The organism is Treponema bryantii, from assembly GCF_036492245.1.
Taxonomy (GTDB): Bacteria; Spirochaetota; Spirochaetia; order Treponematales; family Treponemataceae; genus Treponema_D; species Treponema_D bryantii_C.
Map to the genome: position 1 here is coordinate 3,022,516 of NZ_AP025286.1, position 17,253 is coordinate 3,039,768.

The 17,253-nt window shown below is 36.4% G+C and carries 14 protein-coding genes; 4 read left to right on the top strand and 10 right to left on the bottom strand.

The window, feature by feature from the left end:
* Window positions 1-3 precede the first annotated feature (3 nt).
* The 4 genes from AABJ44_RS13255 to AABJ44_RS13270 are packed head-to-tail and all read right to left on the bottom strand — an operon-like array spanning window position 4 to window position 4,160.
* On the bottom strand, window positions 4-744 hold the full coding sequence (locus AABJ44_RS13255) for an outer membrane lipoprotein-sorting protein (protein ID WP_338369524.1): 741 nt from the start codon (window positions 742-744) through the stop codon (window positions 4-6).
* A 14-nt stretch (window positions 745-758) separates the two neighbouring features.
* Window positions 759-1,964 carry an FtsX-like permease family protein gene (locus tag AABJ44_RS13260; protein WP_338369525.1) on the bottom strand — a complete coding sequence of 402 codons (1,206 nt, stop codon included), beginning with the start codon at window positions 1,962-1,964 and terminating at the stop codon, window positions 759-761.
* 6 nt (window positions 1,965-1,970) lie between these two features.
* Window positions 1,971-3,146, bottom strand: a complete 1,176-nt coding sequence (locus AABJ44_RS13265) for an ABC transporter permease (RefSeq protein ID WP_338369526.1) — start codon at window positions 3,144-3,146, stop codon at window positions 1,971-1,973.
* 30 nt (window positions 3,147-3,176) lie between these two features.
* Window positions 3,177-4,160 carry a hypothetical protein gene (locus AABJ44_RS13270; protein WP_338369527.1) on the bottom strand — a complete coding sequence of 328 codons (984 nt, stop codon included), beginning with the start codon at window positions 4,158-4,160 and terminating at the stop codon, window positions 3,177-3,179.
* A 324-nt stretch (window positions 4,161-4,484) separates the two neighbouring features.
* On the opposite strand from AABJ44_RS13270, the gene AABJ44_RS13275 reads away from it, so the two are divergent.
* The 4 genes from AABJ44_RS13275 to AABJ44_RS13290 all read left to right on the top strand — a co-directional run bounded on the left by AABJ44_RS13275 (window position 4,485) and on the right by AABJ44_RS13290 (window position 8,665).
* Window positions 4,485-5,180 (top strand): HAD-IA family hydrolase, encoded by a 696-nt coding sequence (locus tag AABJ44_RS13275; protein WP_338369528.1) that lies wholly within the window; start codon window positions 4,485-4,487, stop codon window positions 5,178-5,180.
* 18 nt (window positions 5,181-5,198) lie between these two features.
* Window positions 5,199-6,119 carry a 1-phosphofructokinase family hexose kinase gene (locus AABJ44_RS13280; protein ID WP_338369529.1) on the top strand — a complete coding sequence of 307 codons (921 nt, stop codon included), beginning with the start codon at window positions 5,199-5,201 and terminating at the stop codon, window positions 6,117-6,119.
* A gap of 101 nt (window positions 6,120-6,220) precedes the next feature.
* Window positions 6,221-7,195 carry a glycoside hydrolase family 43 protein gene (locus AABJ44_RS13285; protein WP_338369530.1) on the top strand — a complete coding sequence of 325 codons (975 nt, stop codon included), beginning with the start codon at window positions 6,221-6,223 and terminating at the stop codon, window positions 7,193-7,195.
* Between the two features lie 219 nt (window positions 7,196-7,414).
* Window positions 7,415-8,665 (top strand): BspA family leucine-rich repeat surface protein, encoded by a 1,251-nt coding sequence (locus AABJ44_RS13290; RefSeq protein WP_338369531.1) that lies wholly within the window; start codon window positions 7,415-7,417, stop codon window positions 8,663-8,665.
* Window positions 8,666-8,760: 95 nt separating this feature from the next.
* On the opposite strand, the gene AABJ44_RS13295 is transcribed toward AABJ44_RS13290, so the two are convergent.
* The 6 genes from AABJ44_RS13295 to AABJ44_RS13320 form a co-directional block, all read right to left on the bottom strand.
* Complete coding sequence (locus AABJ44_RS13295; RefSeq protein WP_338369532.1) at window positions 8,761-9,852, bottom strand: hypothetical protein; 1,092 nt, start codon at window positions 9,850-9,852, stop codon at window positions 8,761-8,763.
* Entirely contained in the window at window positions 9,852-10,850 is a 999-nt protein-coding gene (locus AABJ44_RS13300; protein ID WP_338369533.1) for a hypothetical protein, read from the bottom strand. The genes AABJ44_RS13295 and AABJ44_RS13300 overlap by 1 nt, the downstream gene beginning before the upstream one ends.
* Before the next feature lie 108 nt (window positions 10,851-10,958).
* Entirely contained in the window at window positions 10,959-12,503 is a 1,545-nt protein-coding gene (locus AABJ44_RS13305; protein WP_338369534.1) for a glutamate synthase subunit beta, read from the bottom strand.
* Between the two features lie 143 nt (window positions 12,504-12,646).
* Window positions 12,647-13,552, bottom strand: coding sequence for a diacylglycerol kinase catalytic domain-containing protein (locus AABJ44_RS13310; protein WP_338369535.1), 906 nt, complete (start codon window positions 13,550-13,552; stop codon window positions 12,647-12,649).
* A gap of 2 nt (window positions 13,553-13,554) precedes the next feature.
* On the bottom strand, window positions 13,555-14,571 hold the full coding sequence (locus AABJ44_RS13315) for an SPFH domain-containing protein (protein WP_338369536.1): 1,017 nt from the start codon (window positions 14,569-14,571) through the stop codon (window positions 13,555-13,557).
* 180 nt (window positions 14,572-14,751) lie between these two features.
* Window positions 14,752-17,160, bottom strand: a complete 2,409-nt coding sequence (locus AABJ44_RS13320; RefSeq protein ID WP_338369537.1) for a phosphoketolase family protein — start codon at window positions 17,158-17,160, stop codon at window positions 14,752-14,754.
* Between the last annotated feature and the right edge of the window lie 93 nt (window positions 17,161-17,253).

A 17,253-nucleotide genomic window follows, 5' to 3' on the forward strand; every position in this document is an offset into this window, starting at 1 on the left:
CACCTACTTAACATGTGCCTTTAAATATCCAACTGAAAACATTTCATCTGTAATTTCATATTCATCATCAAAATCTTTCATCTCAACAATTGAATAATTACTTGTGTTCGATGAGTTTACCACCCTAAATCGAACATATTTCATTTTCCCATTTTCCTTATTTACCTCTTCTATTATTGATTCCTTAATTAACTGATCAGAATATGAATAGAATAATCTTTTAACAGGTAATAATGTTTCAACATCAATATATGTAATAATTTTGCTATAAGTACATCTTTTCTCTTTTGCCAATAAAGTAAGCTTATATACATTTTTACCATCTAATTCTGTTTCTTCGACAGTCTGAGTATTATATAAATACGATAACATTGAACTCATTACATCTTCCTGCGATAAAACAGTTTGATAAAAATTTGTTCTTGCAGAAACCTGTTGTAATCTATCTGTCTTTCTAACATACATATAAATTGTTTTATCTAAGCGTAATTGTCCCTGTCCTTTCATAATAGCCGGATTATTATATATAACCAGATACTTACCATTTCCTTTTACATATGCATCCAAATCGTAGTACTGTTTTTTAATATTCTTCTCATAACTTTCAATTAGTAAATGAAATTTTGAAGTACTTGGAACATAAGCTAAATCAGATTTCTCTAATAGATTATCAGGGATTTCTGCATTAGCAAAAAAACATAGAACCAGCGATACAACAATTAAAACGAATGATTTTTTTTTCATACTATTCAGGTCTCCTATTCAGATGAAATAATATCTTTTATATGCATTTTTAAATATTTATTTGCACCCTGTAATGATGATAAGAGTACAAAAAAGAATGTTATACAAATCACACAAATCATTAAGTGGACAGGACAATTAATAATAATTGTATTTCCACCTAACAAGGATACGAAATCCAGATGAGCAATACTTTTAATATGTACAAACGATAATAGATATTTAAAGACATTGAAAAAAATAATTGCTAAAACAATTGAAAGAATATAAAAAAAACATGTTTCAAAGAAAACAATTAACAATATTTCTTTTGGCTGCATTCCAAATGCCAGATAGGTTGATAATTCACTACGCCGCTTACGGAATTCCATAAAATACATATGCTTTATAGAAAGGAATAAAATAACAGCAATAATCATGATTATAAAAATCATTACTACTATTAAAAAGATTCTATAATATGAAAACATCAAATAACTATTATCATTTTCAAAATCTGTTCTTGTAGAAATATTTGTCGTCTTCACATATTTTTTTTCAAAGTCATGTGCAATATCATGTAATTCAACATCACTAATAGTACTTTCAAAATAAATTTTTATATCTGTTGCAATTTCATTTAAAACTATTTCACAGGAATCTTCATATGGAATAAAAATTACATTGTCATACAAATATGGATTCCCAATATATATACCTGAAATTACAACTCTTAATGTATTCATAAAGCCATCATCAGCTGTATATTGAATTGTTATATAGTCACCAACTTTAGTTTTTAAAATCGATGCAGTTTTTACATCAATTAAACAACTTCCTCTTGAAAGAATTTCTGCCGGCTTTTCCACCCAACCAATAGTTTTTTCAAATTTCGGGAAATAAGATTTTTCAATTCCTTTACAAAGGGCATTACTATAAGATTCTAGACTGGAAAGAATTACTGGCAATGTACATTCTTTATATATTTCAGATCTGCTTGATAAATTGTTATTAGAATCAATAACAACCTCAGATATATCTCCTTCTGTATATTTAGAATTTATATATATATCGCCCTGATAATTATTTAAACATTCTAACATTTGGTTTCCAGCCCCTATAATAAGGCCAATAGAAAGAAGAAAGATTATGATGGAAGGAAATATAAACCATACTTTTTTTAACATATCTTTTCGTCTAACACGAATATTTCTTACTGATGTAGAAATTTCAAACAGCATTCTTCTTTATTCCTTATCAATATTTTTTAACGATATATTCCTAATATTTATAACTACAGTTTTCGCAGCACCAAATACCAGCAATGCTAAAAAAACTAGAATGATGCTTAAAAACAGGTAAAAATCTGTTTTTACAATAAACTGGGATGATGACATTAACATTTCTGTTGAGACATCAATGCTATAAAATCCAAGAGCATTAAAACCTTTAATAATCAAATAGCTTAGTATTACTCCAATAAGGCAGTTATAAAGAAAATATATAATCAGCTCAGAAAAGATTTTTATTCCAATAGAAAGAGGAGAGGCACCAAAGGTCAGATATACAACAATTTCTTTATTCTTTTCTTTCAAAATTAATTTTGCATTTGAAATAATATTAATAAATAAGAATACTCCGAGACTAAATAAAATAAGAATTTCAAGAATTAAAATCGCTGATGTAACCAGGCGACTTATAGAAAACATCTTTTTGCCTTTTATAAAAGTGTAATCACCTTTAATGAACAAAGAACTATCTACATCTGTAAGAACTTCATTTACTTCGTCATCATCACAGCAACATATTTTTCTTAATGATTCTAAAGGAACATAAGAAATATTATCTCCAAAAAGAGCTCCTACATTACCAAATGATATATACCCAACAAGTTTCATTACTTCATACGAAGGATATCCATCTTTTGTCATTAGAGTTATATATACATCGTCACCTAATTCAACTCCAATCGTAGAAGCTGTTGAATAAGTCAGAAGTATTTCATTAGCATCAGGATTAAACTCTCTTCCCTCTTCAATTTCAATATGATTTCCAAAAGAAAATTCTTCTGCTTCTATTCCACATAAAATTGTTGGAAGGCTCTGTTTATTCTCTATCAATGCCTGGAGTCTAATTCTTGGAGTAAAATCTCTATTTTTATTTTGTTTGCTTAAGAAGTCTGAATAATTAAAATACTTTTCAAAAGAAGGTGGGGAATAAAAATCTACAAACTCATCATCATAGACAGAAACTATATTTCCTCCAACCAATGAATCAACCCAAAAACTTTGTACGTTTGTCTTCATCTGTTGCAGTAAGGAAATAAGAAAAACTATTACTACATAACAAATAATAAGAATAAGCGAAAAACTCTTATGGCGGTTTCTGATTCTCCAGAATCCTTTTAAAACATTTTTAAACATAATTTAACTTTTTTTAAAGTTTGTTATGCATTAAAAGTAGTGAGCCCATTGCATAACAAGACCATTAAAAATCCATTCATCTCCAACTTTATATTTTTTTATTTTCCCAGATATATTTGAACTATTATCCATATACAATCTGCGACTTGAAATTGAGGAAGAAATTTGAAATTCATTAAACTTATTACCTGCGATTAAAAGCTGCAAACTAAAAGCCTTTGTAACATAATTACCATCAAAAGCTTGATTATAATCGCCATAATCGTTCCCATCATAATGTCCTGCAATTGTATAGGAACAACCAATTCTCTTTATGATTTTTGGTAAATCGTAACCTAAATAAAATGTAAGTGAATATTGCCAACCATTTACATTATCAAAAGTTCCTTGCCACTGCCAAATTTCTTTATTATCTACAGAAGTCAGGGCTTCATATTTATTTGTATAACTCAACATTGTAAGAACATGAGTCCATTCTCCAGGAAATAAAAACCCAAAATCAAATTGAAAATTAGCCTGCATTATAAAATCATATTTCCACGTTGAAAAAGGATTAGAAGGTTCGTAAAGTTCTCTTTCTTCATCATACCTTGCAACTCCATAATTACCTGCTAAATTCCAACCGGTTCCTAAAGTGCCACCACAAATAAAATTCATAACTGGAGAGGGAGAAAAAATAACTGCAAGTTGATTATCAAATGTAATTGGAGTTAAAGTTGGACCTGCAATAAAAGAAATATTTGCATCTGAGAAAATAATACTGCTACCTAAATCTAATGGTATAGAATACTTAACAACAAACTGGCCAAATGGAACAGGTATTCCAAAACCTTTTATTGGCGCAAAGCGATTTTTATTTTCATTTACTGTTTCATTTGCATAAGAAGGTGCTATTTGTAAGCCTAAAGAAGAAATGTAACTAAAACCAGATTTAGAATTATTATCTCCCTCTTCACTTACAGCAAAAAAAGAAAAGCACAATATAATACATATACTTGTAAATACTTTTTTCATAGCTACTCACTCTTTGATTTTTTTATAAATAAGAATTTCTAACAAAAGTACATCTTTGCCAAATAACTTTTATTAATTTTCTTTGTTTACTTATAATTTTTTTTTATATTTTTAAGAATAAAAATTCAACAAAAAAAAACTAATTAAATAACCATTTATGACAAATGTCATAGCAAAAAGTTATAAAATATGACAAATGTCACAGCAATATTGCTTTAGTCATATGAAGGTGAAACCAAAATTTTGATTTATTTCTAAGTTTTTATAAATAACTGTAATAAAATTTAACTCGGCAGAGATTTATATTTCTGATATATTAGTTCTATGAAATTCTCTCATCTGCTTTTTGATATGGACAATACACTTTATCCTGCAAGTTCTGATATGGATAAGGGGATTACACGCCGAATGCTCGAATGTGTAGCTGATTTTTTTCATTGTGATATGGACAAGGCAATTGCTTTACGCGCAGAAAGAATTGTCCATTACTCTACAACCCTTGAATGGCTCCGGGCAGAAGGTATGTCTGATATAGAAGGATTTCTTGCACATGTTCATCCTGACAATGAAGCTGATGAACTTTTACCACAGCCAAAACTGCGGGACTTTCTTATTTCCCTAAATATGCCGATGTCTATTCTTACAAATGCGCCTCATGAACATGCAGACCGCATACTTGGTAAACTTGGAGTTGCAGATCTTTTTGAAGCAGTAACTGATATTCGTGATGCAAACTTTAACGGAAAACCTTATCCAGATGCATTTATGGCAGCTTTGAAAAAAGCTGGAGCATCTCTTGAAGATACCTTATTCCTGGATGATATGCAGAAATATACTGACGGCTGGGTTGCACTTGGCGGAACAGCAATTCTGATTGGCGACAAAAATGGTAAGCCGCTTAAAGCAGATGCCCGTTCAATGATTGAAGCCCGCAAAGCAAACACAAGTGGAAAAGAAGGACAGACTATCAGAATGAATTCCATTTATGAACTTCCAGATTTTCTTGCTGAAAACAAATAATCTAAAGGCGATAATTATATGAAGATTTTATGTATTTGTTTAAGTTCAACCCTTCAGCGTACAATTTCCTTTAAGGAACTGAAGCTTACTGAAGTGAACCGCTCACAGAATTATCGTCTGGATGCTTCTGGAAAGGCAGTAAACTCGGCTCGAGTTTTGAACCAGCTTGAAAAAGGAACTGCAACGGTTGTTTGTCCTCTCGGAGAAAAGAATCTTTCCGCATTTACTGATGCTGCTGCAACTGATGAACTGGAACTATGCTATGTAACAATTCCCGGTAATACCCGTGAATGCTGGACATTACTTGACCGCACAGCAGATACAACTACAGAACTTGTTGTCGGAGAGCCAGTTTTAGATAACGAAGATGATTTGAAAGCTGTTTCTGCTGCTGAAATCAAAATGCTTAAGTTTATCAATGATGCACTGCCACAGGTTGATGCAGTCCTTCTTGCAGGAAGCCGTCCAAAAATCTGGAGTGATGATTTATATGCTACAATCTGCGGAATGACACATGATGCCGGTAAGATTTTCTTAGCCGATTATATTGGCGATGATATGAAGCGAACACTTGCTTCATCAGTTCCAGACATCATCAAAATCAATGAAGAAGAATTCCGTGCCACATTCCCTGAAATGGCAGACAAAAATCTAGAACAGGCAATTACAGAAAAAAGCCGTGAACTCAATAACATCATCGTAATTACCAGAGGCAAAGATTCTACACTGGCCGCAGATTGCGGTCACTTCTTTGAGTGCCCGACAGAAAAAGTTACTCCACTCAATACAACAGCCTGTGGTGACAGCTTTAATGCAGGTTTTCTTTACGAATATATAAAAACACATGATATTAACGCAGCCCTTAAAAAAGGTACCTGGTGTGCTGCCAGAAATGCTGAAAATGAGGCCCCTGGTACACTAGGTAATACTGCCGATTGAAAAAACATCTTCTAGATAATATAATGACTAAAATTAGGCAACCGGTTGCCTAGGATAAAATACCAGAAATTTGGCCATTATTGGCCATACAGGAGATTTTTATGAGTATCGAAAAAAAGCCGCTTGTAAATGACCTTTACACAGCTGACCCTTCAGCACATGTTTTCAATGGTAAGATTTATATTTACCCATCTCATGATGAAGACATCGACGTAGAAAACAATGACAACGGCGACCAGTATGATATGAAAGACTATCACGTTTATGAAATGAAAGACACAGAAACTTATCCACGCGACTGTGGTTGTGTTTTCACTCTCAAGGACGTAAAGTGGGCAAGCAAGCAGCTTTGGGCTCCTGACTGTGCAGAAAAAGACGGAAAATATTTTTTCTATTTCCCAGCACGCGACAAGAATGGAATGTTCCGTGTAGGTGTTGCAGTTGGTGATAAGCCGGAAGGTCCTTTCACTCCAGAAGATGACTACATCCAGGGAACTTACAGTATTGACCCATGCTGTTTCCAGGATACAGACAATAAATACTATCTTACAATGGGTGGTCTCTGGGGAGGCCAGCTCGACCAGTACCGCAACAACAAATGGAGCGCAGACAATAAAGAACCACAGGGAAAAGAACCTGCTTGTACTCCAAAAATTGCTCTTCTCAAAGACAATATGACAGAACTTGCTGAAGAACTCCGCGACCTCGTAATCGTAGATGAAAATGGTGATCCACTTACTGGTGGTGATGATGTTCGCCGTTACTTCGAAGATCCATGGTTGTTCAAGAAGGGTGATACATACTACTTCACATACTCAACTGGTACTTCTCACCTCTTGTGCTATGCAACAAGTAAGAATGTTTACGGACCTTACACATACGGCGGATGTATTCTTTCTCCAGTTCTGGGATGGACAACACACCACTCAATTATTGAATACAACGGAAAATGGTACCTCTTCTACCATGACTGTGAGCGTTCAAAGGGTGTAAATCAGAAGCGTAACGTAAAGTTCCGCGAGCTTACATTCAAGCCAGACGGAAAAATTCAGACAATGGACGGATTTGACCGCTAAGTCATAAAAAGTCATTCTGCACTTGTTTTTTGCAAATTTTAGATATAAAATTAATAATATGTTATATCTAAAAGTTAATTTATATCATGCAAAAAATAAAAACAGAATTAATTTCTTTTCAGAATAATATGGAATCAAAAGGCCATGGTTTACAATTATGTAAGCCATGGCTTTTTATATTATAAAGTTTCGAATTTATTCGAAAAAAGGAGTTGTTTTATGAAAAAAACTATGTTTATTGCTGTAATGGCAATAATGGCGCTGCTAACCGTTTTTACTGGTTGTAATAATGCTGCAAATCCAGTATATGAACCTGAGCAGCAGGATGGGCTGGCTTTTGTATTAAAATTACCAGAAAGACCTAATCAACGTGCTGCATATTATGATCAGTCAGATGCAGAGTGGTATGAAATACAAATTCGGCAGAATGATAATTTTATCAACTCGACACGTGGCCAACCTGGTGAAATTGTACGTCTCGAAGTTCCAAGAGAAGGCTGGTATACAATATCAGTATATGCATACAATTACAACGGAACATTAATTGCAGAAGGCTATAAGGAAACATATATTTCTGCATCCGATGGTGAATTAGTAATCACTATTATGATTAATCCTAGAAAAAAGCAAATAGGTTTTTATATTGAAATCATATGGGCACCAGCGCCAGATGATGAACCTTACAACGAAACCATTGGTCATCCATTGAGAAGTGGTAGCGAAATAAATGACATCTTAAAAACTATTACGCCTTGTGAATACATTGAAACGACAGACGGTAAAGACAAACTATGTTTTTATTTAGCAGAAAGATTTACGCGTAGTGAGCAACCAATCAATACAAATTATTATCTTGATATGAATAATAACGTTCCAGTATGGTACGAAGCAGAAAACAAAACAATTTATTACTATATTCAAGGCAATGATAGCCTTGTATTAAATCCTGATTCCAGCTATATGTTTGAGGGGTTAAACAGACTTAAATCAATTGATGTTGACCAATTTAATACAGAAAGTGTTCAATATATGGATTATATGTTTGCTAACTGCGAATCTCTGACATATCTTAATCCAGGTCATTTCAATACTCAAAATGTCAGAAGCATGAATTGTATGTTCATGAATTGTAAATCCATAACAAAACTACCTGTTGATGGTTTTGACACAGAAAAGGTGCTGGACATGTCTTATATGTTTGCCGGATGTGAATCACTACCTCATATTGACATAAGTAATTTTGAAATGTACCAGAATCCGAAAATTTATGGTATGTTTAATAATTGTTCAAACCTTGAATTTATTTATGCACGTCCTGATACTGACTGGTGTAAATACATAAATGACATAGATATTGGAATATTCTTTGGCTGTATCAGACTTCCAAACTATACAGATGAGAAAACTTCTGTCAGATATGCACATATAGGAAATTATAATGACTGTATAGGCTACTTCACTGAAAGATAATACTTTTCTTCATGTATAAGAAGAAATAAAGAAGCCCCTTGAAAACTGACTGCAAAGTCATTTTCAGGGGGCTTTTTCTTTAACCGTAGAGTTTCTTATTTATCCCACAATTTTGTGCTGGTGTTGCCATCAAAAAAAGCTACTCCATAATAGGAACCTTCTATGAGCGGGTCACGAGCCATATAATAAACTCCCGTTGAATCTGCTCCCAGGACAGCAACACAACCTGTAACATCAGATACAACAGTTTTAATTGTCTTTTCATTATAATCATAACAGATGAAATTGATACTTCCATTTACACTGGCAGGTAAAACAATCTGATTTACAGCCGGCATAGTAAAACCATAACCAAAGAAGCAGTCAAAATCAGAAGGGAATAAAGAATCTTTATTCAGATTTTCTGTGCATTCAATATCATCTGCGTTTGAATTTCCTGTCAGGGAAAATTTATAGATAAGAGGCTTTGCTGCCGATTTATCTCTTCCACTTAAGAAAGCATATACACCATTCTCAGTATTTAAGATTCTAAGAAAGTCAGAATTTTTTGCGGTTGAAAAGCATTTATGAATACCCTTCTTTGTAATGAAGAAAACATTGTTTTTTGTATCTTCCCTGTTTCCACCGCAAATGCAGATTCCATCTTCCGTAAAAAAACAATCAGAAACAAAGCAATCAATATTTCCTTTCCAAATCTGCTTTAGTTTTAGTTTATCTTTTTTATATGAATATTTTAATTGATAAAGCGAAAAGCAAAAGCCCTTGTTTTCATCAAATGAATTAGTCTGAGTAAGAACATAGTTTTTGTCTACAAAAGAAATATATCCGTTTAATTTTACTTCGCAGCTTAATTTTTGATTATTATCAATATGATACAAACTCTGTTTCTTTTTATCCCAGGCGAGAATGTATCCGTTTTTAAGAGAAGAACTTACTGCTCTCTGAGTATAGCCCTCTGAAGTTAAATAAGATTTATATGATTTTGTAATAAATTGATTTTTTGAATCTGAAGAAAAAGAATATAATCTTCCATTTTTTACAAAAGGAATTTCAGATTCTTTATTAACAGAATTCCTGGCAGAACAACTGGAAAAAACAAGCAGGCAGGTCAAAAAAAATACCGCAAGTTTTCTGCAACCTGCGGTATCCAATCTGCCCTTTGCGGTTGCAACGGACAGACAGCTCATTAGTACTCCCTGATTTTCTCGTAAGCCTTATTGAAATAAGGTGAAAGTAAAATCTCTTCAGCAAGAACTATATTTGTTTTAGCAGTAGCAATGTAATCATTTATTGCTTCCTGTTTCTTCTTAGAGCTATAGAAGAAGCGTACTGCATAATAATCTTTTACGAGTGTATAAAGACCAGAAGTTGTCCAGTCTATGAGATTTGAGTTAGAGTCAATATCCCAACCATATTTATCGTAAACCCACCATACAACCTTAGTACAATACCAAGTATATGTATCTGCTTTTGTAACAACATTAAAGATGTTTACTGTATTCTTAAAGAAACCGTATTCCATATTTTTGTTGTTCATATTACAGTAAGTGTCCATATAATTCTGAGCATAATCAAGCTGTGATTTGTTCATAGAATATTTTGGATTAAGGACACACGCATTTACTTTATTGCGCCAGTCTGTAGCTGTTTCATAACCAGCACCTTTAGTAATAGCTGTTTCAAGACAGTAAACATTTTCATTGTTTGGATCATACTTATCCAAATCAAGAACAGCTCCATGATAGTAAGAACCTGGCAGTGTTTTTGGAGATACCCAGTCAATTACAGAACCAACCAGATCATCTGTTCCACCAGAAATATATACAGCACCATCCTTATTAAATGGCATATCAGTCATTGCCGGATAGTTGCTTGAACCTGATTTTCCACTGCTTCCTGCACGAGCAGCTCTTGCAACAGCAAATTCATCGCCTGCCTGCAGCATATCTGTACCATACTTTGCATCGAACTTTGCAAGAGCATCAGTCTCGCCCTCAGTTCCGAGCGCAGCAAGTATATCAGCAAAATCAGCATCAACTTCTGCTTCCCAAGCAGCAACATCTTCTGGTTGAACTCCCGAAGAAATTACAGCCTGCTTGCTGTCATAATGTTCAGTTGGAAAATCAGCTGAACATCCCACGAAAATAACTGCAACTGCAGCTACCCAAAGAAAAGATTTCTTCATAGTTTCTCCTACAAGAAAACAATTAGTTTTTTTTATTGATTTCTTATTTTTATATAAACTATTGTAACATAGAAAATCTTTTTGACAACTTAAAAAAATCCTTTTTGCTTATTTCAAATATTCATCTATCTGTTTAGCACATTCACGGCCTTCAGAAATGGCCCAGACAACCAGTGACTGGCCGCGGTGCATGTCTCCGGCGGTAAAGATTTTTGCAGTTCCTGTTGCGTAATTTTCAGGAGCAGGAGAAGCAACTGTACCGCGAGGTCCGAGTTCAACTCCGAAAGCATTTGCCGTATATTCTTCACAACCAACAAAGCCTGCAGCAACAAGAAGCAAATCACAAGGCAGAGTTTTTTCTGTTCCTGCGCGTTCAACAAGTTGACGTTTTCCATCAATCATCTTGAACTCAACTTCTATTGTCTTAACAGCTGTGATGTGACCGTTTTCGCTAATAACTTCTTTTACAGTTGTTTCATAAACACGAGGGTCGTGACCGAACTTTGCGATTGATTCTTCTGCACCGTAATCAACCTTAAGTACTTTTGGCCACTCCGGCCATGGATTGTTTGCGGCACGTTCAACAGGAGGACAAGGCATCATCTCAATCTGAACTACCCCGCTTGCTCCAAGACGGATTGCAGAACCACAGCAGTCATTACCTGTATCACCACCACCTACAATCACAACGTTTTTACCACAAACTTCAATACCTGATTTTGCAGCAAGGGCAGAAGCAATCTGATCATTTGTTGATTCTGTTCCGATTTTTTCGAGAGCCTCATTTGTCTGAACGACACTCTTTGTAACTGCTGTAAGGAAGTCTACGGCAAACATAACTCCACCGGCAGCGCCCTTATTCAGCTTATCCATTCCTGCTGCCGCGAGGGCTCTCGCCTTTTTTGCACCGCAGCACAAAGCAACTGCATCAAAATCTTCAAGAATCTGAGAAGCAGCATAATCGTGGCCGACATCAGCATTGAAAACAAACTCAACACCTTCTGCCTTCATCAGTTCAATACGGCGGTCAACAATCTTTTTGTCGAGTTTCATATTTGGAATACCGTACATCAAAAGTCCGCCGGCCTTATCTTCTCGCTCATAAACTGTAACACTGTGGCCGCGACGATTGAGCCAGTCTGCACAGGCAAGACCTGCAGGGCCCGCACCAATTACAGCAATCTTTTTTCCACTGCGATTTGCAGGAATCTCCGGCTTCATATATCCGGTTTCAAAAGCTTTTTCGATGATAAAAAGTTCGTTGTCATGAACAGTAACGGCACTCTCGCCTACAACAGGAGATCCACAGTTACAGGCTTTTTCACAGAGGGCTGGGCAAACACGGCCTGTGAATTCAGGGAAACTTGAAGTTTTCAAAAGACGCCATGCAGCCATATCAAACTGGCCGTTATAAAGAGCATCGTTCCATTCTGGAATATAATTATGAAGCGGACATCCGGTAACCATTCCGGAAAGCTTCATAGCACTCTGGCACATAGGAACACCGCAGTTCATACAGCGGGCAGCCTGCTCACGGCGGGCTTTTTCATCAAGTTTAGGGTGGAATTCTTTGAAGTTTGTAATTCGTACAAGCGGCTCAACACTGCCGTTTTCCACACGTTTATAATCCATGAATCCTGTTGGTTTTGCCATTTTTTTCCTCGCAAAAATAAAAAAGGCGCCGTAAGAAGAATCCGAAATTTTCAGACTCTTTTTACGGCGCCTTTGCCTTAAACTAAATTGTTTCTATATTATTGCAAAATGACATATTGTTGTCAAGTTATGCCAGTTGTCACTTACACAATAATATGGGCCTTTGTATCAGCAAGCCCGATTTTTACAATTGCCCCGGAATTAAAATTCAGAAAATCCTTTTCTATACCATCACTGAAAATAACACCTTTCTGCGGCATAAAAGATTCAATAATTAAAGGATGTGCTTCATCAACATAACCTGAAACTATATTTGCATCTGAATACTTGCTTTCAAAAGGTTCTCGCACAACAAAAAACAGCTGATCCTGATCCCAGGTCATATCTATTTCAGTGCGCTTATTAGACATTCCAGATACCTGTTTACAGATTGAACTCAACCAACCGGTTGAACCTGCACCTGTAGAAACAATAATTCCACTCGATGACTGATTTTCATTTTCTGTTCCAAAAGTGATTTTATATCTGGCAGAAATATGTGATGCAGGACCAATGAAAAAATCATTAAAAGCAAGAAGAGTCTGGCCATCATTCAATGTTGCCTTTGCCATCGTTATATCATCACAATTAAACCTTGAAGAAATGATTCTTGGGATTTCTTCAGAAAAATTTTTCATATTATGCGGAAGCAGAACTCCATCATATCTGGAATTATCTGGATTAATTGCAAATATCGGAAGACCTTTTACATATTTTGCAGTATTTGCAACAAGGCCATCCTGTCCCACAACAACAGGGAGATCCTTTTCTGAAAAAATATAATTCGGGAGATAACTTCTGTCTATTACTTTACACTTAAAATTCACGGACAATTTTTCGACAACAGCAGCAAGTGATTCCTTGAAAATCATATGCTCCTGTTCATAATCTGAAAAATCTCCGCCACTATGCTCAATATAAAACTTAGCCTGAGCTTTAGTATTGAATCTCTCAATTAAAGACTCAAGCCTTGTTTTATTTGTGATAATTACAGCATTCTCTAATTTCATTTCTATTCATCATCACGATCGATAAGTGATTTTAAAAGATCTGGTGTAATGTTGAGATTTCCAATTTTTTCAGATTTCTCTGCAAGTTCTCTGAATGCAAGACCAAGATTATCTGCAGCAGAAAGACCGTTATTATTCATTGCCATGAGGATATGCCAGTCAAGATTCTTATATGGAGCAAGAGTTTTTTCAAGTTCATAGCCCTTTGCATCAGCCTGTTTCTTGATATTTTCAGCCTGCATATCTGTAAGAGTCTTTTTCTTTTCCTCAATCTCGATATCAGAAGCAATCTGCATATCTCTAAGCTTATGCTCAGTCTGGGCTTTTTCAAGCTGAAGCTCAGCTGTTTTCTTATCAATCTGCTTCTGTTTTTCTTTTACCGCAATTTCTGTATTCAATTCACTCTCACGAATTTTTCTTTCCTGTTCTACTGCAAAGTTTCTTCTTTCGTAAACAGCCTGATCAGCTTCCTTCTGCAAGGCCTCACGAGTTTCTGTCTCAAGTGCTTTTCCCATTTCAGGTGATGGAGAAACTCCAAGAACTTCTACCGAAAGAATCTGAACTCCAAGGAGTTTTACTGCCTTTGAATTCAAAAGATTTTCCTGAATGATTGCAGAAATATCTTGAGCACAACGAAGTCCTTCCTTTAATTTCTTTCCCTGAATATATGAAGAAACTGCTGTCTGGGCTTCATTATTCAATCGCTGTTCCAGAACCTCAAATTTTTCAAAGCGAGGGCGTTTATTTGCATTTACAGTAAAATCGAGAGCTTCGGAAAGCGCCTTTGGATCAGAGATATTATAAGTTATCTGGCCCTGAACTGTAATTTCCTGAAAGTCTTCTGAAGTTTCCTTGAAAATAAAAGGAACATCTCGAGTTCCTAACGGTATCGCTGTCAAAGAAGAAGACGGCTTATAATAAAAGAAAGACAAACCTCTTCCTTCACGCTTAATCTTACCTTTACTGTAATGAATTACATAGGTCATCGAATCAAAAGAACTGAATTTAATTCCAAACATTTTAAACTCCCGAAAGCCACATTTCAGCTTTCTCTTTTTTTGTATATTTACATTCTATTAGATTAATAAGTATATGGTCAATTCAAGATAATCTGTAATAACGAAAAACAATAAAAAAAGATGACCCCATAAAATATGAGGTCATCTTGAAACTTTTTTAAGTTATATATTCAAACTTTTTTATTTAGTTTCTGGTGTGTGCCACTTCCAGTTTACTACCTCTGGCAAATCTTCACCGAGTTCTGAGATGTGCTGCTTGTGAGCAACGAGTGTATCATTCATCTTCTGAACGAGGTGGCTAGACTTGTTTCCGAGCTGTGGCAGGTACTGCAATGCAGCCTTTACGAGGTCAAAGCGGTCAATCTTGTTCTGTACACGCATGTCGAACGGAGTTGTGATTGTACCTTCTTCGTGGTATCCGTAAACGTGGAGGTTGCGGTTTTCACGAAGATATGTGAGCTCGTGTACCAGCTTTGGATATCCGTGGAATGCGAAAATAATTGGCTTGTCCTTTGTGAACAATGCATTGTATTCGCTTTCGCTGAGTCCGTGTGGATGCTGATGATCGCTCTGAAGCTTCATCAAGTCTACAACGTTTACAAAACGGATCTTAAGATCTGGAATATTGTCGCGGAGGATTGTTGTAGCAGCAAGAGCTTCGAGAGTTGGTGTATCACCACAACAAGCCATAACGAGGTCTGGTTCCTGACCATCATCGTTAGAAGCCCAGTCCCAGATACCAATACCCTGAGTACAGTGCTTAACTGCCTGATCCATTGTGAGCCACTGGCAGCTTGGGTGCTTAGAAGCAACAATTACATTTACGTAGTTCTTGCTCTTAATACAGTGGTCGAATGTAGAAAGAAGACAGTTTGTATCAGGCGGCAGGTACATACGTACAACATCAGCCTTTTTGTTAGAAATATGATCGAGGAAGCCTGGATCCTGGTGTGTGAATCCGTTGTGGTCCTGCTGCCATACGTTTGATGTAAGGATGAGGTTCAAAGATGCGATTGGTGCACGCCACTTGAGCTGTGAGCAAACCTTGAGCCATTTTGCATGCTGAGAAGCCATTGAGTCGATGATACGAATGAATGCTTCGTAGCTTGCGAAGAATCCGTGACGACCTGTAAGGAGGTAACCTTCGAGCCATCCTTCACACATATGTTCAGAAAGGTAAGAGTCCATGATACGGCCGTTGTGAGCCAGCTTATCATCTGTTGGAAGGATCTCTGCGTTGAAGTCGCGGTTTGTAGCTTCGAATGCAGCGTAAAGTCTGTTAGACATAGACTCATCTGGTCCGAAGATACGGAAGTTCTTGTTGTCTTCATTGAGCTTAAGAACATCGCGGATATAGTTTCCGAGCTCTTTCATATCCTGAGCTTTTACGCTACCAGGAGTTTTAACTTCGAGAGCATATTTTTTGAAGTCAGGTGTGCGGAGGTCCTTAAGAAGGTTTCCACCGTTTGCATGTGGGTTAGCAGAAATTCTGTGTTCACCCTTTGGAGCGATAGCCTGGATTTCAGCCTTGAGGCGGTAGTTCTCGTCAAAGAGTTCTTCCGGTTTGTAAGACTTGAGCCATGCTTCGAGCTCTTTCATGTGTTTTGCTTCGTTTGGATCCGGTTTTGTGAGGTCGATTGGAACCTGGTGTGCACGGAATGAGTTTTCAATTGGATCGCCGTTATCGTTGAACTTTGGACCTGTCCATCCCTTTGGTGTGCGGAGAACGATCATTGGCCAGAATGGGCGTTCTGTCTTTCCGTTTACACGTGCATCGCGCTGGATCTTCTGGATTTTTTCGATACAGCGGTCAACAGCAGCAGCCATTGCGTGGTGTACTTCCATGTGATCTGTATCTGGAGCAGCTTCAACAAAGATTGGCTCCCATCCGCATCCGTGGAAGAAGCTCTTAACTTCATCCTTAGAAATGCGGGCAAATACAGTTGGGTTAGAAATCTTATATCCGTTGAGGTGGAGAATTGGAAGAACTGCACCGTCAGTTACAGGATTGAGGAATTTGTTTGAATGCCATGCTGTAGCCAATGGACCAGTTTCTGCTTCACCATCACCTACGATACAAGTTGTGATAAGGTTAGGATTATCAAATACAGAACCGAATGCGTGAGCGATAGAATAACCAAGCTCACCACCTTCGTTGATAGAACCTGGAGTTTCTGGTGCAACGTGGCTTGAGATTCCACCTGGGAATGAGAACTGCTTGCAGAGACGGCTCATACCTTCTTCATCAAGACTTACGTTTGGATAAACCTCTGAATAGTAACCTTCAAGATAAGAGTTAGCTACGAAGAAGTTTCCTCCATGTCCTGGACCTGAAATAAGAATCATGTCGAGGTTGTATTTTGTGATAGCTCTGTTCAAGTGAGTATACACAAAGTTCTGGCCTGGAACTGTACCCCAGTGACCAACGATTTTTGTTTTTACCTGATCGCGTGTTAAAGGCTTTCTCAAAAGAGGATTCTCTTTCATGTAAAGCTGGGCAGCTGCAAGATAGTTAGTTGCACGCCAGTACTGATCAAGTCTGTTGAAGTATTCTTCTGAATCTTCAATACGTTTTGCCTTTTTAGACATATAATACTCCTGATTAGGGGTTTACCCTTAGGCTTCCCCCTAAAAAATTACGTAGTGAGTTTACTGACATACAGGTTTTATTGCAAGAGGATT

Excerpts from the sequence above, each read along its gene's own strand:
- AABJ44_RS13255 (WP_338369524.1), bottom strand. The coding sequence starts at position 744 with ATGAAAAAAAAATCATTCGTTTTAATTGTTGTATCGCTGGTTCTATGT.
- AABJ44_RS13260 (WP_338369525.1), bottom strand. The coding sequence starts at position 1,964 with ATGCTGTTTGAAATTTCTACATCAGTAAGAAATATTCGTGTTAGACGA.
- AABJ44_RS13265 (WP_338369526.1), bottom strand. The coding sequence starts at position 3,146 with ATGTTTAAAAATGTTTTAAAAGGATTCTGGAGAATCAGAAACCGCCAT.
- AABJ44_RS13270 (WP_338369527.1), bottom strand. The coding sequence starts at position 4,160 with ATGAAAAAAGTATTTACAAGTATATGTATTATATTGTGCTTTTCTTTT.
- AABJ44_RS13275 (WP_338369528.1), top strand. The coding sequence starts at position 4,485 with ATGAAATTCTCTCATCTGCTTTTTGATATGGACAATACACTTTATCCT.
- AABJ44_RS13280 (WP_338369529.1), top strand. The coding sequence starts at position 5,199 with ATGAAGATTTTATGTATTTGTTTAAGTTCAACCCTTCAGCGTACAATT.
- AABJ44_RS13285 (WP_338369530.1), top strand. The coding sequence starts at position 6,221 with ATGAGTATCGAAAAAAAGCCGCTTGTAAATGACCTTTACACAGCTGAC.
- AABJ44_RS13290 (WP_338369531.1), top strand. The coding sequence starts at position 7,415 with ATGAAAAAAACTATGTTTATTGCTGTAATGGCAATAATGGCGCTGCTA.
- AABJ44_RS13295 (WP_338369532.1), bottom strand. The coding sequence starts at position 9,852 with ATGAGCTGTCTGTCCGTTGCAACCGCAAAGGGCAGATTGGATACCGCA.
- AABJ44_RS13300 (WP_338369533.1), bottom strand. The coding sequence starts at position 10,850 with ATGAAGAAATCTTTTCTTTGGGTAGCTGCAGTTGCAGTTATTTTCGTG.
- AABJ44_RS13305 (WP_338369534.1), bottom strand. The coding sequence starts at position 12,503 with ATGGCAAAACCAACAGGATTCATGGATTATAAACGTGTGGAAAACGGC.
- AABJ44_RS13310 (WP_338369535.1), bottom strand. The coding sequence starts at position 13,552 with ATGAAATTAGAGAATGCTGTAATTATCACAAATAAAACAAGGCTTGAG.
- AABJ44_RS13315 (WP_338369536.1), bottom strand. The coding sequence starts at position 14,571 with ATGTTTGGAATTAAATTCAGTTCTTTTGATTCGATGACCTATGTAATT.
- AABJ44_RS13320 (WP_338369537.1), bottom strand. The coding sequence starts at position 17,160 with ATGTCTAAAAAGGCAAAACGTATTGAAGATTCAGAAGAATACTTCAAC.